14 protein-coding genes are annotated in these 15,221 nt (G+C 55.4%); 1 reads left to right on the top strand and 13 read right to left on the bottom strand.

What is annotated here, in order from left to right:
• Positions 1-3: 3 nt before the first annotated feature.
• The 12 genes from deoD to ACR8BF_RS03490 all read right to left on the bottom strand — a co-directional run bounded on the left by deoD (position 4) and on the right by ACR8BF_RS03490 (position 11,801).
• Positions 4-717, bottom strand: coding sequence for a purine-nucleoside phosphorylase (gene deoD, locus ACR8BF_RS03545; protein ID WP_179898539.1), 714 nt, complete (start codon positions 715-717; stop codon positions 4-6).
• 26 nt (positions 718-743) lie between these two features.
• Positions 744-1,967, bottom strand: coding sequence for a phosphopentomutase (deoB, locus tag ACR8BF_RS03540; RefSeq protein ID WP_179898540.1), 1,224 nt, complete (start codon positions 1,965-1,967; stop codon positions 744-746).
• A gap of 95 nt (positions 1,968-2,062) precedes the next feature.
• Complete coding sequence (deoA, locus tag ACR8BF_RS03535; RefSeq protein ID WP_179898541.1) at positions 2,063-3,391, bottom strand: thymidine phosphorylase; 1,329 nt, start codon at positions 3,389-3,391, stop codon at positions 2,063-2,065.
• A 62-nt stretch (positions 3,392-3,453) separates the two neighbouring features.
• Positions 3,454-4,233 carry a deoxyribose-phosphate aldolase gene (deoC, locus tag ACR8BF_RS03530; protein ID WP_292987805.1) on the bottom strand — a complete coding sequence of 260 codons (780 nt, stop codon included), beginning with the start codon at positions 4,231-4,233 and terminating at the stop codon, positions 3,454-3,456.
• 248 nt (positions 4,234-4,481) lie between these two features.
• Positions 4,482-5,279: a TatD family hydrolase gene (locus ACR8BF_RS03525; RefSeq protein WP_434745553.1), complete on the bottom strand. Its 798-nt coding sequence runs from the start codon at positions 5,277-5,279 to the stop codon at positions 4,482-4,484.
• Positions 5,276-6,328: a patatin-like phospholipase family protein gene (locus ACR8BF_RS03520; RefSeq protein ID WP_434745552.1), complete on the bottom strand. Its 1,053-nt coding sequence runs from the start codon at positions 6,326-6,328 to the stop codon at positions 5,276-5,278. Before ACR8BF_RS03520 ends, ACR8BF_RS03525 begins: the two co-directional genes overlap by 4 nt.
• A gap of 221 nt (positions 6,329-6,549) precedes the next feature.
• The gene (locus tag ACR8BF_RS03515) at positions 6,550-6,711 is read right to left on the bottom strand and encodes a DUF1328 domain-containing protein (protein WP_003848537.1); all 162 of its coding nucleotides are present in this window, start codon (positions 6,709-6,711) and stop codon (positions 6,550-6,552) included.
• A 96-nt stretch (positions 6,712-6,807) separates the two neighbouring features.
• Positions 6,808-7,422, bottom strand: coding sequence for a molecular chaperone OsmY (osmY, locus tag ACR8BF_RS03510; RefSeq protein WP_179898545.1), 615 nt, complete (start codon positions 7,420-7,422; stop codon positions 6,808-6,810).
• A gap of 259 nt (positions 7,423-7,681) precedes the next feature.
• Positions 7,682-9,268 (bottom strand): peptide chain release factor 3, encoded by a 1,587-nt coding sequence (gene prfC, locus ACR8BF_RS03505; protein ID WP_179898546.1) that lies wholly within the window; start codon positions 9,266-9,268, stop codon positions 7,682-7,684.
• Positions 9,269-9,561: 293 nt separating this feature from the next.
• Positions 9,562-10,665: an amidohydrolase gene (locus ACR8BF_RS03500; RefSeq protein ID WP_434745551.1), complete on the bottom strand. Its 1,104-nt coding sequence runs from the start codon at positions 10,663-10,665 to the stop codon at positions 9,562-9,564.
• A gap of 4 nt (positions 10,666-10,669) precedes the next feature.
• Positions 10,670-11,143, bottom strand: a complete 474-nt coding sequence (locus ACR8BF_RS03495) for a YjiG family protein (RefSeq protein ID WP_010248980.1) — start codon at positions 11,141-11,143, stop codon at positions 10,670-10,672.
• Positions 11,133-11,801, bottom strand: a complete 669-nt coding sequence (locus ACR8BF_RS03490) for a nucleoside recognition domain-containing protein (protein WP_179898548.1) — start codon at positions 11,799-11,801, stop codon at positions 11,133-11,135. Before ACR8BF_RS03490 ends, ACR8BF_RS03495 begins: the two co-directional genes overlap by 11 nt.
• 488 nt (positions 11,802-12,289) lie before the next feature.
• Here ACR8BF_RS03490 and ftnA point away from each other — a divergent pair, with 488 nt between their 5' ends.
• The gene (gene ftnA / locus ACR8BF_RS03485) at positions 12,290-12,796 is read left to right on the top strand and encodes a non-heme ferritin (protein WP_179898549.1); all 507 of its coding nucleotides are present in this window, start codon (positions 12,290-12,292) and stop codon (positions 12,794-12,796) included.
• Between the two features lie 60 nt (positions 12,797-12,856).
• Here ftnA and ACR8BF_RS03480 read toward each other — a convergent pair whose 3' ends face one another.
• Entirely contained in the window at positions 12,857-15,220 is a 2,364-nt protein-coding gene (locus tag ACR8BF_RS03480; RefSeq protein WP_434745550.1) for a TIM-barrel domain-containing protein, read from the bottom strand.
• Position 15,221 lies beyond the last annotated feature (1 nt).

Genomic DNA, 15,221 nt, shown 5'->3' with positions numbered 1-15,221 from the left:
CGATTAATCACCCAGCAGGACAGACTCCAGCGCAATAGTGATCATATCGTTGAAGGTGGTCTGACGCTCAGCAGCGGTGGTCTGCTCGCCGGTACGGATGTGGTCTGACACTGTGCAGATGGTCAGCGCTTTGGCACCGAACTCAGCGGCTACACCGTAGATACCTGCGGCTTCCATCTCAACGCCGAGGATGCCATATTTTTCCATCACGTCGAACATCTGCGGATCCGGCGTGTAGAAAAGATCGGCAGAGAAGATGTTACCTACGCGCGCTTCAACGCCCAGGTTTTTCGCTGCATCAACTGCGTTACGCACCATGTCGAAGTCAGCAATCGCAGCGAAGTCGTGATCTTTGAAACGCATACGGTTTACTTTGGAATCGGTGCTGGCACCCATACCAATCACGATGTCACGCAGTTTTACGTCGGCACGTACGGCACCACAGGAGCCAACACGGATGATCTTTTTAACGCCGAAGTCCGTGATCAGCTCTTTGGTGTAGATGGAGCAGGAAGGAATACCCATGCCGTGACCCATTACAGAGACTTTGCGGCCTTTGTAAGTGCCGGTGTAGCCCAGCATGCCGCGCACGTTGTTCACTTCAACCGCGTTTTCCAGGAAGGTTTCTGCGATGTGTTTTGCACGCAGTGGATCGCCAGGCATCAGCACGACGTCTGCGAAATCACCCATTTCAGCATTAATATGAGGGGTTGCCATTGTTTAATCCTTATTAAATTGCTGATTTACAGCATGTTCTTGCCATAGTCCATCTCGGACAGGCCAAAGTAATGTGCAATTGTCTGACCTATATCGGCGAACGTTTCACGGTATCCCAGAGAACCCGGCTCCACATTCGGTCCGTAGATCAGAATCGGAATGTGCTCACGTGTATGTTCAGTGCCCTGCCAGGTCGGGTCACAGCCGTGGTCAGCGGTCAGGATCAGGATGTCATCTTCGCCAACCAGCTTCATCAGCTCAGGCAGACGACGGTCAAACAGCTCCAGCCCGCCCGCATAACCGGCTACATCGCGACGATGTCCCCAGGTTGAGTCGAAATCAACAAAGTTGGTGAACACAATCGACTGATCCGGCGCGATTTTCATCTCCTGAATCGTCGCATCAAACAGCGCATCCAGACCGGTCGCTTTGACCTTTTTGGTAATACCCTGCTCAGCATAGATATCCGCGATTTTACCCACGGAAATCACGTGACCACCCTTCTCGTCCACCAGCTTTTTCAGCATGGTGGCAGATGGCGGCTCGACCGCCAGGTCGTGACGGTTACCGGTACGCTCGAACTGACCCGCTTTGTCACCCACAAACGGACGGGCGATGACGCGACCAATGTTATAGCCACCTTCAGTCAGCTCTTCACGGGCGATTTCGCACAGTGCATAGAGACGATCCAGACCAAAGGTCTCTTCGTGACAGGCGATCTGGAACACGGAGTCCGCAGAGGTGTAGAAAATCGGCTTGCCGGTTTTCATGTGCTCTTCGCCCAGCTGGTCGAGGATCACCGTACCTGACGAATGGCAGTTACCGAGATAGCCCGGCAGGTCTGCACGCTCAACCAGCTTGTCCAGCAGTTCCTGCGGGAAGCTGTTCTCTTTGTCGCTGAAGTAGCCCCAGTCAAACAGCACCGGCACGCCGGCGATCTCCCAGTGGCCTGATGGCGTATCTTTACCTGACGAAAGCTCGCTGGCGTAAGCATACGCGCCGGTGATCTTCGCTTCAGGATCAAGACCCAGCGGGAAGCGACCCGTCGACAGCTCAGCGGCTTTGCCCAGCCCCAGGGCGGTGAGATTAGGCAGATGCAATGGACCTTTACGGCCCTTGTCTGCTTCACCTTTAAAACAGGCTTCGGCAATATGACCTAAGGTATCTGAACCCACGTCACCGAATTTATCGGCATCTTTACTGGAGCCAATTCCAAAGGAATCGAGCACCATAATAAAAGCACGTTTCATGCAAGTCTCCTGCGCATTGGCGCGTGACAAGTCAAAAAAAAGCGATCAGATCAGTATACCCGAATGCATCACAGCTGGCACCGGTTACTGCTCAGTTAGCTGATATCGCTCACACGGCGATAGACAACCGGCGTCTCCGCCGGGGCAGAATCCCCGAGCACCAGCGCGGCTTTGACCGCTGCGGCGGCCTGCTGCCATTTGTCTTCGCTGCTGGCATGAATCATCGCCAGCGGACGCTGCGCATCGGCACGTTCGCCCAGGGTGATCATCTCACTGAAGCCGACGCTGTAATCGATGCTGTCGCTGGCGCGCTGACGTCCGCCGCCCATTGCCACGACAGCCAGACCCAGCGCACGGGTATCCATGCTGCTGACGATGCCAGGATTGTCGGCATAAACCGGTTTGCTCAGCATTGGCGCGGGCAGATAAGTGTCGTAGCGTTCGACGAAATCAGCCGGTCCCTGCTGGGCAGCCACCATGCGACCAAACACCTCGGCGGCTTTGCCGTTATCCAGCACCGTCATCAGCTTCTGACGCGCTTCGGTGTCGCTGGCGGCCAGTTTGCCGGAGATCAGCATTTCGCTGCAAAGCGCCAGCGTCACTTCCAGCAGGCGTGGATTGCGCTGTTCACCGGTCAGGAAGCGAACCGCTTCACGCACTTCCAGCGCATTACCGGCTGAGGAGGCAAGAACCTGATTCATGTCCGTCAGCAGCGCGGTGGTCTGACAGCCTGCGCCGTTAGCGACGCCCACAATCGACTGCGCCAGACTTTCTGAGGCTTCATAGGTGGGCATAAACGCACCGGAACCCACTTTGACATCCATCACCAGCGCATCCAGCCCTTCTGCCAGCTTCTTCGCCAGAATCGAGGCGGTGATCAGCGGAATAGAATCGACGGTGGCGGTGATGTCACGCGTGGCGTAGAAACGCTTATCCGCCGGTGCCAGCGAACTGGTCTGGCCGATAATGGCGACACCGACCTGCTTAATGATTTCGCGGAAGCGGTCATCGCTGGGGAAGATATCGAAGCCCGGAATCGCTTCCAGTTTATCCAGCGTGCCGCCGGTATGGCCGAGGCCACGACCGGAGATCATCGGTACATATCCACCACAGGCGGCGACCATCGGCCCTAACATCAGCGATGTCACATCGCCGACGCCGCCGGTCGAGTGCTTATCCACCACTGGCCCGTTAAGGTTAAGGGATTTCCAGTTAAGCACCGTACCGGAATCACGCATCGCCATCGTCAGCGCGACCCGTTCTGGCAGCGTCATGTCGTGGAAGTAGATGGTCATCGCCAGCGCGGCAATCTGACCTTCTGAGACGGTGTTATCACGCACGCCATTAATGAAGAAGCGAATCTCCTCTTCAGTCAGCGCATGGCCGTCACGTTTTTTGCGAATAATTTCTTGTGGCAGGAACAAGGTAGCCCCCTGGTTCAGGGAAAACAGAATGGAGAACAGGCGGTCAGCGACCGCCTGAAGAATCAGTAACCCGCTTTGCTGGTGTCGCTGTCATGACCCAGTGTGTTGAGCAGGCTCGCCAGCAGGCTTGATGCACCAAAGCGGAAATGGCGCGCATCAGCCCAGTCGGCACCCAGCGTATCTTCTGCCATTTGCAGATAGATCGCGGCATCTTCCGCTGTGCGTACGCCGCCCGCAGGCTTAAAGCCAACGTCCTTGCTGACGCCTTTATCACGGATCACATTCATCATGATCTGCGCCACTTCTGGCGTGGCGTTAACCGGCACTTTACCGGTAGAGGTTTTGATGAAGTCGGCACCTGCATCAATGGCAATTTCAGAGGCCTGACGGATCAGCGCGTCCTCCTTCAGCTCACCGGTTTCGATGATCACTTTCAGCAGCACGTCCGCTTCAGCACAGGCGGTTTTACAGGCTTTCACCAGATCGAAACCGACCTGACTGTTACCGGCGATCAGCGCGCGGTACGGGAACACCACATCCACTTCATCGGCACCGTAAGCGATAGCGGCGCGGGTTTCTGCCAGTGCAATGTCGATGTCGTCATTGCCGTGCGGGAAATTGGTCACCGTGGCGATGCGGATCTCCGGGGTACCCTGCTCGCGCAGCGTTTTGCGCGCAATGGGAATAAAACGCGGATAGATACAGATTGCCGCGGTGTTGCCTGCCGGGGATTTAGCCTGATGGCACAGGGCAATCACTTTTGCGTCGGTGTCGTCGTCATTCAGGGTGGTTAAATCCATCAGTTTCAGGGCGCGCAGGGCAAGGTGTTTGATATCGGTCATGAGGCTCTCCAAAGGATCGGGGTGCAACCCACCGGCTTGCCGGCGGAATGTTATAATAATAACACTCTGAAGCGGCCTGATATGTGCCAGCAGTCACATAGAAATAAGAAAATGGTGCAATCAGGTCACAGAAAACGTGACTGAAATCGCAGATTACACTACCTGATGGTGATTATACGCTAGCCGGAGCAATGTTACTATTATCACATTTTAGCGTAAGGGGTGTCGTTCAGGCGAAAGACGGACAGTCAGTTACGCAACGCCGGGAAAGCGGGATCGAGCTGAAACAGCTGCTGACTGTTGTGCCACAGTGCATCAGCAATGTCTTCAGGTGACTCTTCCCGCAGACTGCAGAGCACTTCCCACACCTGACGTGCCCGCTCCGGACGGTTTGGCTGGCCCTGAAAACCCTGCAGCGGCATATCGGGTGCATCGGTTTCCAGCAGCAGTGAAGAGAGCGGCAGCTGTGCCACGGTCTGACGGGTCTTGCTGGCACGTTCATAGGTAATGGTCCCGCCAATCCCAATCGCATAACCCAGCTTAATAAAGGCCTGCGCCTGTTGCAGACTGCCAGCGAAACCGTGCACCACGCCACGGCGCGGCACATCGTGACGACGCAGAATCTGCGCCAGCTTGTCATGGGTCCGGCGCGAATGCAGGATCACCGGCAACGCATAACGCTTTGCCAGCTTAAGCTGCGCGTCAAGAAAGCGCTGCTGCTTATCAAACTGTGGATCGTCGCGGTAGAGATCCAGTCCGATCTCGCCGATCGCCACCAGCTTACGCGGCCGCTGTTGCAGAAAGGTTTCCAGCTGATCGAGATGGACATCCTGATGATGTTCGATGGCAATCGGATGCAGGCCCAGCGCGGCATAGAGCGGTGGATGCACCGCGGCCAGCGCGCAGACCCGCTCAAAGCGGCTGGCATCGACCGCCGGAATAATAATCTTCTCCACGCCCGCTTCAGCGGCGCGTGCCAGGCTGGCGGCAATATCCCCTTCGAACGGCGGAAAGTCGAAGTGACAGTGCGTGTCGATAAACTTCATGCCAGCGATCCTTTGTCGTAATCCGCATCATTGTCCGCCAGGGGCGGTGTGACGATCAGTCGGGTATCCGGCGCATTGGCGACCGGCGCAGGCGGCGTAACGATACGCGCTGAGATCATGGGTTCTGCATCGCTCAGCCACTGGCCCAGCGTGGCGAGGAAATAGCGACCGCAGCGTCGTCCCAGGTGATAATCCTGATTCAGCGCCGCGATGCTGCTACCCAGCGCACTGCTCGCCAGCACGTGCGGCGGGAAGATTTCAATGATGCGCAAATCATCGGGTGGATTCTCAATAAACTGCTGAATTTCCTGATAGCTCTGCTCATGCTTATTCAGCACGTTAATCATCGGCTGCAGCGCACCGGTGCTGAGCCAGCGCTCCATCCGCTTAAACCATTTCGGGGTATAGAACATCTGCGACGGCACGGTGCGGATCACCACAATGGTATCGGCACCGCGCCGCGCGGCTTCACGTACCGGAATCGCATCGCTGATGCCGCCATCGTGATAGCTGATCCCTTCCAGATTGACGCCCAGCCGGTAAAAACCGGGAATGGCACTGGAGGCTTTAATCAGATCCAGCCAGTTATCGGCGTTGGGATTGAAGTAGCCGGGCGTGTAGTCATCGCTGCGGCAGGCGCACATATAGAATTCGCGACCGCTGGAGAACAGCGGTTCCGCACTGCTCATCGCCAGCGGAAATTCACTGCGGGTGATATCGATCAGCCAGTCGAGGTCAATCAGATTGCCTCCACGCACAAAGCGCAGCGGATCAAAAAAGAGTTTACTGGTGGTATAGCGGGTAATGACACGACGGGCATAGCCGGGCTGAGCACAGACAAAGGCAGAGAGATTTTGCGCACCGGCAGAAGTGCCGAGCATCAGCTGAAAAGGGTTAAATCGGGCGCGCTGAAATTCGTCGAGTACGCCTGCGGTGAAAATGCCACGCTGACCGCCGCCTTCACATACCAGGGCAATTTTCTGAGATTTAAACGGTGTCAGGGCCAGAGGTTCAATGGCGCCGAGTGTGACGGGAATGCGTATACCCACTGTGCGAACCTCAAAAAAGGGGTTCCGGGTATGCTGGAGGGTTAATCCATTTATTACGGCAGCATTCCGGAGAACCAGTCATCTAATCCTTTAACCGGCAGGCCAGCTGGGCTGGCTTACCTTGTAGCGATGTGAAGGTGTTCCTCTCTTCACGTCAGTCGCTACAGATGACTGGTCTCCGCTCTATGCTTTGCGTTGCATTAGACTGCAGAACTCATCGGCTAAAGCTTTTTACGGCCGGTAAACAGGCTGATGAGGAACAGGATAATACCAACGACGAAGACAACTTTAGCTGCCCATGCTGCTGTGCCCGCTAAACCGCCAAAACCTAACGCTGCAGCGATCAGTGCGATCACCAGAAAAATAATGCCCCAACGAAACATAAGCCTCTCCTTACCCAATTTAAAATCGAACTGGTTATTTCATCCCCGGATGGGTGTCTTTTATTCGTGCGGCCACCAGGGTGACCGCACATAAGCTTAAGATTTAACCGTCAGGTCATTCTTAACGCTTTTCACGCCTTCAATGGCTTTAGCGATGCTTTCTGCACGATCTGACTGTGCCTGATTAGCAACATGCCCTGAAAGCTGAACAACACCGTCGGTGGTCTCAACTTTAACGTTGCGCGACGGAACAATGTCGTCTGCTAATAGCTTAGCTTTAATTTCGCTGGTCGTAGCGGCATCGCCGGCATAACCTTTCATTGAAGATGATTTGCTGTCTCTGACGTGTAGTTTATCGCTGACGGATTTAACACCTTCGATTTTCTGCACCACAGCCACAGCCTTTTCAGCCTGATCCTGTGAGGTGACGAAACCGCTTAAGGTTACGACGCCGCTATGCGTTTTTACCGAGATATCCGTACTTTTAATTGCGTCGTCATCTACCAGTGCCGCTTTGGCTTTGGCAGTGATGCCGCTGTCATCCATATAACCATCGACTTTTTTCATAGAACTATCGATTTTTGAACCCGCGCTGTCGGCTGTCTGTGACGCTTTCTGCGACATTGATTCGTCAGCCAGTGCGCTGCCGCTGATCAGTGCTGAGCCAATCATGGCGGCCATCAGGGTTTTAGCAATCTTAGTCTTGTTCATCGATATCTTCCTTCTATCAGTTAACTCACCCAAAAACTGTGGGCGCAACAGAGGCAACCAGGGCCCCTGCGTTACAGGACGTAAGGACAAGAGAAGTCTCTTCCGCCGTCCGATAGGATAATCATAGACGGCATTTTGCAATTTGCCTGGCTAACTGGTTGATCACACGTCAAAACAGAAGAAACATGAAGTTTTTAGGAGGAGTCTGTAGCGGGGAAAACAGGGCCATTCCCAGCTGGAATGGCCCGGAAACAGGGGATTAGTGCTCGCGCGTTTTGCGGAAACGGACGTCAGGATAACGTTCCTGCGTAATATTCAGATTTACCATGGTCGGCGCGATATAAGCCAAATTATTACCGCCATCGAGCGCCAGGTTAACTTCATTTTTACGCTGGAAGTCTTCAAACTTTTTCGCATCGTCGCATTCAACCCAGCGTGCGGTAGAGACGTTAATCGCTTCGTAGATGGCTTCGACGTTATATTCGCTTTTCAGACGTGCGACCACCACATCGAACTGCAGCACCCCGACCGCGCCCACGATCAGATCGTTGTTATGCACCGGACGGAACACCTGCACAGCCCCCTCTTCCGACAGCTGAACCAGCCCTTTCAGTAGCTGTTTCTGCTTCAGCGGATCGCGCAGACGAATACGGCGGAACAGTTCCGGCGCGAAGTTCGGAATACCGGTGAACTTCATGTTTTCACCCTGCGTAAAGGTGTCGCCAATCTGAATGGTGCCGTGGTTATGCAGACCGATGATATCGCCAGGATAAGCTTCTTCAACGTGTGAACGGTCACCCGCCATAAAGGTCAGCGCATCGGAGATCACCACATCTTTGCCGGTACGAACCTGACGCAGCTTCATCCCTTTTTCATATTTACCGGACACCACGCGCATAAAGGCCACGCGGTCGCGGTGTTTCGGGTCCATGTTCGCCTGGATCTTAAACACAAAGCCGGTGAACTTCTCCTCTTTCGCTTCTACTGTACGGGTGTCGGTATCACGTGGCATCGGACGTGGCGCCCACGCAACCAGGCCATCCAGCATATGATCAACGCCAAAGTTACCCAGCGCGGTGCCGAAGAAGACAGGCGACAGTTTGCCGCTCAGGAAGGCCTCCTGCTCAAACTCGTGCGATGCGCCCTGCACCAGCTCCAGCTCTTCGCGCAGCTGGGCCGCCAGATCTTCACCCACTGCGGTGTCGAGATCCGGGTTGTCCAGCCCCTTCACGATGCGGACATCCTGAATAGTATGGCCTTTACCGGTCTGGTAGAGGTAAGTCTCATCTTTGTAGAGGTGATAAACCCCTTTGAACAGCTTGCCGCAGCCGATAGGCCAGGTGATAGGAGCGCAGGCGATTTTCAGCTCGCTTTCCACCTCATCCAGCACTTCCATCGGGTCACGGATGTCACGGTCAAGTTTGTTCATAAAGGTCAGGATCGGCGTATCGCGCAGACGGGTCACTTCCATCAGCTTGCGGGTACGATCCTCGACGCCTTTCGCAGCATCGATCACCATCAGACAGCAGTCGACTGCAGTCAGCGTACGGTAAGTATCTTCCGAGAAGTCTTCGTGACCTGGTGTATCCAGCAGGTTTACCAGGCTATCACGGTAAGGGAACTGCATCACCGAGGTCGTAATGGAGATACCACGCTGTTTCTCCATCTCCATCCAGTCCGACTTGGCGTGCTGGTTAGAGCCACGGCCTTTTACCGTACCGGCGGTCTGGATAGCCTGTCCGAACAGCAACACTTTTTCGGTAATGGTGGTTTTACCGGCATCCGGGTGCGAAATGATCGCGAAGGTGCGGCGGCGTGCCACCTCTTCTAAAAAGGGATTAGACATGGAATTCTTCTCAATAGGCAGCGCAACGTACTGGCGCTGCTGATAAATCACGGTGGCCGGCAGAACCTTACCGGCGGGTAAACGGTGCCAAAAACGATCTGTGATCGCTGGCGGGTCAGCGCGAAGTTACATTGGCGTGAAGTCCGGTTACCTGGTCAGCTTTAAGGCGGCATAGCATACAATATTTTGCGCGCGCGGCCTACAGGGAAGGGGGCAGGATTTCATGGGCAGGAAATCGGGGAACAGTGGATGCCGCAACAGGGCGGGACGGATCGGCATCCGCCCCGCCGCCATTATCCCAGCACCTTTCTGACGCAGGCTTTGAAGATCTGCACACCGATCTCAAGCGAGCTGAGATCAAAATGCATATCGGGATGATGCAGTCCTGGCGTCAGGTTGGTGCCCAGCCCCCAGAAGCCCGCTTTCACACCCGGACACTTCACCGGATAGTAAAAAAAGTCCTCGCTGCCTGGCGTGGTCCGGGTCGACAGTGCGCCCTCTTCGCCCAGCACCTCGACGATGGCGGCGCGGATCACCGCCGTCGCCTCATCATCAATCTCTGCGGCGGGCATCTCTTTCAGCACCCGCACCTCCGCAGTGGCACCCAGTGCCGCCACGCTGTGGGTAATGGCGCGCGTGACCTGCTCTTTCAGCAGCGTCATCGGCCCGTTCTCCTGTGAACGCAGATCCCACACCACGCGGGCTTCATCCGGCACCGAGTTGGTGACACCGGCATCGCACAGGAAGCGGGTCGCTTTGACGCTCCAGGTGAGGCCAGGCGAAAGATGGATGGCATTAACCGCCTGGACCGCTTGCGCGGCGGCATCCAGCGCGTTTACGCCAAGATGCGGACGCGCCGCATGGGCGGGCTGGCCTTTGATGGTCGCCTCCAGCGTGCTGCAGGCGGAGTAGAGCACCGCAGGCACCGCCTGACCCACTACGCACTCTTCAAGCGGCCGCAGATGAAAGCCCAGAATCATCTCCACATCATCCAGAGCGCCCCCTTCGATCATTGAGAGCGCCCCGGCACCCAGCTCCTCGGCGGGCTGGAACAGGATCTTTAGCCGGCCACGTTTCACTGCGCCCTCCGCAAGCAGCGCTGTCGCCGCCGTCAGCACCACTGAAGAGTGACCGTCGTGCCCACAGGTGTGACGCGCACATGGCACACCATCAATGATGTGGCCCAGCGCATCCATATCCGCACGCAGCGCCAGCACCGGCCCTGGCACCCCACTGTCGATCTCCGCCACGATGCCGGTGGTGTTATTAATATTACGTGTCACCTTCAGGCCCGCTTTCTCCAGCTGGTCTGCGATGTAAGCCGAGGTTTTCACCTCCTGAAAACCCAGCTCCGGAATTTCGTGCAGATAGTGGTAATGCTCTAATACCTTAGACACAGCGTTACTCCTGAATAAACAGACGCATAACAGACATCGCGATCAGCGCGTTAATGATGCTCACCAGCATCAGTAGCGGCCAGTATTTTTTGGGCACATCAGCCACACCCAGCAGCCGTCCCATATATTGCAGCTGCGATCCCATCAGGAAAATCGCCGGGGCCAGAATAGTGATATCCGCGCCAGTCAGTAGCCCTTTGGTCAGCAGGCTTACCGCTACGCCGGTGCCCGCCGACGATGAGAGCCAGGCGGTGAGCAACACGGTAATCGCCTCGCCCGGCAGGCCGAACAGTCCCATCACCGGCGCAAAGACATGCCCGAGAAACTGCATGATACCGAGCAGATTCAGCACTTCTGCCAGCACATAGGCCATCACCACATTCGGCATCAGGTTGTGAATGGCGATGTGGAAGCCTTTACGCGCACCGGTCACAAACACATCAAATGGATTACTGCTGGTCGTGATCTTATTTTCCATCAGTGAAATCCTTCTTATACACACTGTTTAACACAGCGCGCGTTATCGCCGCACCGACAAATTTAAGGACGAACATTAATAACAGCGGAATAATAATTGGCAGCGTCATTGAAGCGAACAGCGCTGAACCAATGGCGAAATAATTATTAATTAATCCGGCACCCGAATATTGCCAGGCGCTCATCACCACCACCTCTTTTTTACCGATCTGTTTCTGATCAGCCATCTCTTTGGTTAATGCCGCGCCCGCATCGGTACTTTGCAGGTCGGTGATTAACGCCAGACCGCAATGGCCAGGCAGCCCCATCAGGGGTTTTAGCAGCGGGGTCAGCAACCGGTGTGCCGCGCGAATGGCGCCGTAATGGGTGAAGATTTCCAGTACGCCCAGCGCCAGCATTACCGTGGGCGTCAGCGACAGCGCAAACAGGAAACCTGCTTTGGCGCTGAGTCCGCCTGCGCCCAGAAAGGTGTTACTGGCGGGATCTTTCATTGTGCCAAAACGGCCACCCAGGGTGGTGAAGTCAAAGGCACCCAGCCATGCAAGCCCCTCAACGTGATAAAACAGCCCTGAAAAAAACAGAATGGCAAAAATTAACGCGACATAACTGCCTTTGGTCGCCGTCATATTTACCGGATTAACCACACTCTCTTCTGACATTTCTTTCTCCTGATAAGCTGCTTTGCCGCAAATTCCCTGGCGTAGCAAATTTCAATTTAGGGAAATGATTCTTAAGCAGGATTTATGCCAGAGCCGACCAGAGCGCGATGATTACTATCGCGCCTGTCGCTTCCGGACGTTTAATCCCTGCCAGCCGTCATTCGCTTTCCGAAATAACGTTTTCCGACCGCGAGGTAATATTTTCGGTCGTCATCAGATGACGGCTATTTCGCCTGCGTTTGTGATGGTTGCACCAGCAGATCCACACCCGCCCGCACTATCATGGTGCTGATTACCCTGGCGTTATTGCCCGATAACCTGTGATACCCAATGAGAATTGGTCGCATTCAATTTCCGAAATAATTCTATTTAAATCAATCAGATAAATTAGCTTATTTTGCCGAAAAGGCTTCACTTTACTAACATGTTTGATGCATAATTCACCGACTATATATCTGTATTTAACATCTTCTTAAAAGGACTCGGCCATGCTGACTGCTGAAATGACTGGGCGTTTAAACGACCAGCTGAACCTGGAATTTTTCTCTGCCAATCTTTATCTGCAAATGAGCGCCTGGTGCAGCGACAAAGGATTTGAGGGTGCCGCTTCCTTCCTGAAGATGCATTCACGCGAAGAGATGCAGCATATGCAGCGTCTGTTTGATTACCTGAGCGATACCGGCGGCATGCCAGTGCTGGGCACCATCGCTGCGCCGCCCGTCTCTTTCACCTCACTGAATGAGATTCTGCAGCAGGCGCTGGAGCATGAGCAGCTGATCACCAGCAAAATCAATGAACTGGCCCATGCTGCGATGACCTCACAGGATTACTCTACCTTCAACTTCCTGCAGTGGTATGTTGCCGAGCAGCACGAAGAAGAGAAACTGTTCAAAACCGTGCTGGATAAACTGGCGCTGGTCAGCAACAGCGGCAACGGTCTGTTCCTGGTCGATAAAGATCTGGGCCGCATGAGCACCGAGAGCCACGCAGAATAAGCGTTATCGGCCCCTTTTCGGGGCCGATCTTATTTCCGTCTTGCTGACACCACTGCACCGCTATTCCAGCCGGTAACTCGCCGCTTGCTCGCCATTCACCCACAGTTCACGACGTTCACCTTCAGGCAGTAACAGTGCGATCTCTCGCCAGGCAGGCTGGTAATCACCACGTTTTTCCACCGTCAGGTCGATGCGGTCAGCGCTGCTGCACAATGTCCAGCTCAGCCACAGTGCATTACCCTGCTGCCAGCCGTGGCTCTCGCCATCGTCATCAAACATTTCGCCCTGAGTCGTTATGCCTTCTGGTGCTGGCCATAGCTGCCATTGCCGCACCGTATCGCGCCGTGCATCGGTGGTGCTTTCGCACTCGCCCAGCGGGATCACTGCACCAGCCCGCACCAGCAATGGCAGCCGATCCAGCGGTGCATCCAGCGTGATGGTCTCGCCACCTGCAAACGCCTTACCGCTGTGCCAGTCATACCAGCCGTCACGGTTACGTGGCAGATAGACTTCACGGCTGCGCGCCCCCTGCTCTACGACGCTGGCGACCAGCAAATCGCGTCCCAGCATAAAGTCATCGCACTCCTGATACGTCTGCGGATCCTGCTCGTGATCGAGGAAGGTCGGACGCAGCATCGGCTCATCTTCCACACTGGCCTGCCACGCCAGATTATAGAGGTAAGGCATCAGACGATAACGCAGCCGGATCGCCTCACGGATCATCGGTGTGACTGCCGGGTACATCCACGGCTCGTTCACCGTGTGATCGTCATTCCACGAATGGATAGTAAAGCGCGGATGCATTACGCCATTCTGAACCCAGCGCACAAACAGCTCGGCATCCGGTTTATCACCAGAGAAGCCGCCGACATCGTGTCCGACATTAAACAGCCCGGACAGGCTCATTCCCAGCCCCATGCGGATGTTGTAACGCAGGGTCTGCCAGCTGGTGCGGTTATCGCCGCTCCAGGTCTGCACATAGCGCTGCATCCCGGCACAGCCGGAACGGGAGATCAGATAAGGACGTTTCTCTGGAGCAAACTGCTGCTGCGCTTCCATTGAGGCGCGCATCATCAGCAGCGGCATCACCGGCCGGATATGCTTGATGGCAATGGGCTGACCAAAACCGTGACAGCGCGCTTCGCCATCCCACACCTCATATTCATTGTTATCGTTCCAGGTGGAATCGATGCCTTTTTCCAGCAACTGCTGAGTAACATTCTCCTGCCACCAGCGCACCGCCTGCGGATGGGTGAAATCCAGGTGCGATCCCTCATCATCCCAGAACACCGAACGCTCAGGACGATCCTGCTCAGAATCACGAATAAACAGCCCCTGTGATGCGACTTCCTGATAGCGAGGATGATCCTGCAGCAGACAGGGCTTGATGTTGGCCGCCAGCTTCATTCCGGCACGATGAAACGCGTCGCTCAGCGCATTGGGATTCGGGACTTTGTCGTAGTTCCAGTTGAAGACGTAGCGCTTGTTATTAATCGAGGTATAACCGGATGAGAGCTGGAACGAGTCGCAGGGAATCTCATGCTCACAACACAGGCGGATAAAGGATTGCAGCTGCTGCTGTGCGTCCGGCGCGTCGGTGTAATGCATGGTAGAACCGCTGTAACCCAGGCTCCACTTCGGCTGAAACAGCGTGCGTCCGGTCAGGCGTACAAAGGCTTTGGTCACGTCGAGCAGCGTCGGGCCAAGCATCATGTAGTAATCAAGATCACCCGCCTCGGCGCGGTAACGGCGATAAGGCAGATGGTAGTTATCCAGCTCATTTCCCAGATCGAGCCAGCTGCTGCTGAGGTTGTCATAGAACAGGCCAAAGCTGACGCCATCGCGCTGCGTCAGGGTAAACGGAATATGTTTGTAGAGCGGATCGGTACTGGCGGCGTTGTAGCCCATGGCGTCGAGATTACGCATCTCAAAACGGCGGTTAACGCGGTTCAGGTCGCCACTCTTCTCACCCAGACCATACACCCGATCCTGCGGCTGACGACGCTGATAGTGCTCGACACCGTCGCCGTGCGCATTCAGCAGATAAGCGCCGGTGTGGCGATCGGCCGTCAGTGGCTGCCAGTTCTCGCCATCGAACTGCTCCCAGCTCAGGCAGAGCGGCTGATGCACGGTGACGCGCAGCTGTTGGGTGCTGAGACGCAGTTGCTGCGCATCGTGTTCCACCTGAAACGTCGGCAACGTAAAACCATCCAGCGCCTCGCGGTCACGTCCCTCCCAGGGCACATCCTGACCGGGCGCAATACTCCAGGTGCGGTTCAGCGCCAGCTCACCGTCGCGTTTCAGCAGCACGCGCATCAGCTTTTCTTCCAGCACATAAAGCCGCAGGAAATGACGTTGTTCGACTTTGAGCTCAACAAAGTGATCCGCCTGCTGATGCAGCGTCCAGTTCTTCAGGGTTTTCATC

It is taken from the genome of Candidatus Pantoea rara (genome assembly GCF_051136265.1).
Classification (GTDB): Bacteria; Pseudomonadota; Gammaproteobacteria; order Enterobacterales; family Enterobacteriaceae; genus Pantoea; species Pantoea rara.
This window is presented reverse-complemented; position numbering and strand designations above follow the sequence as displayed.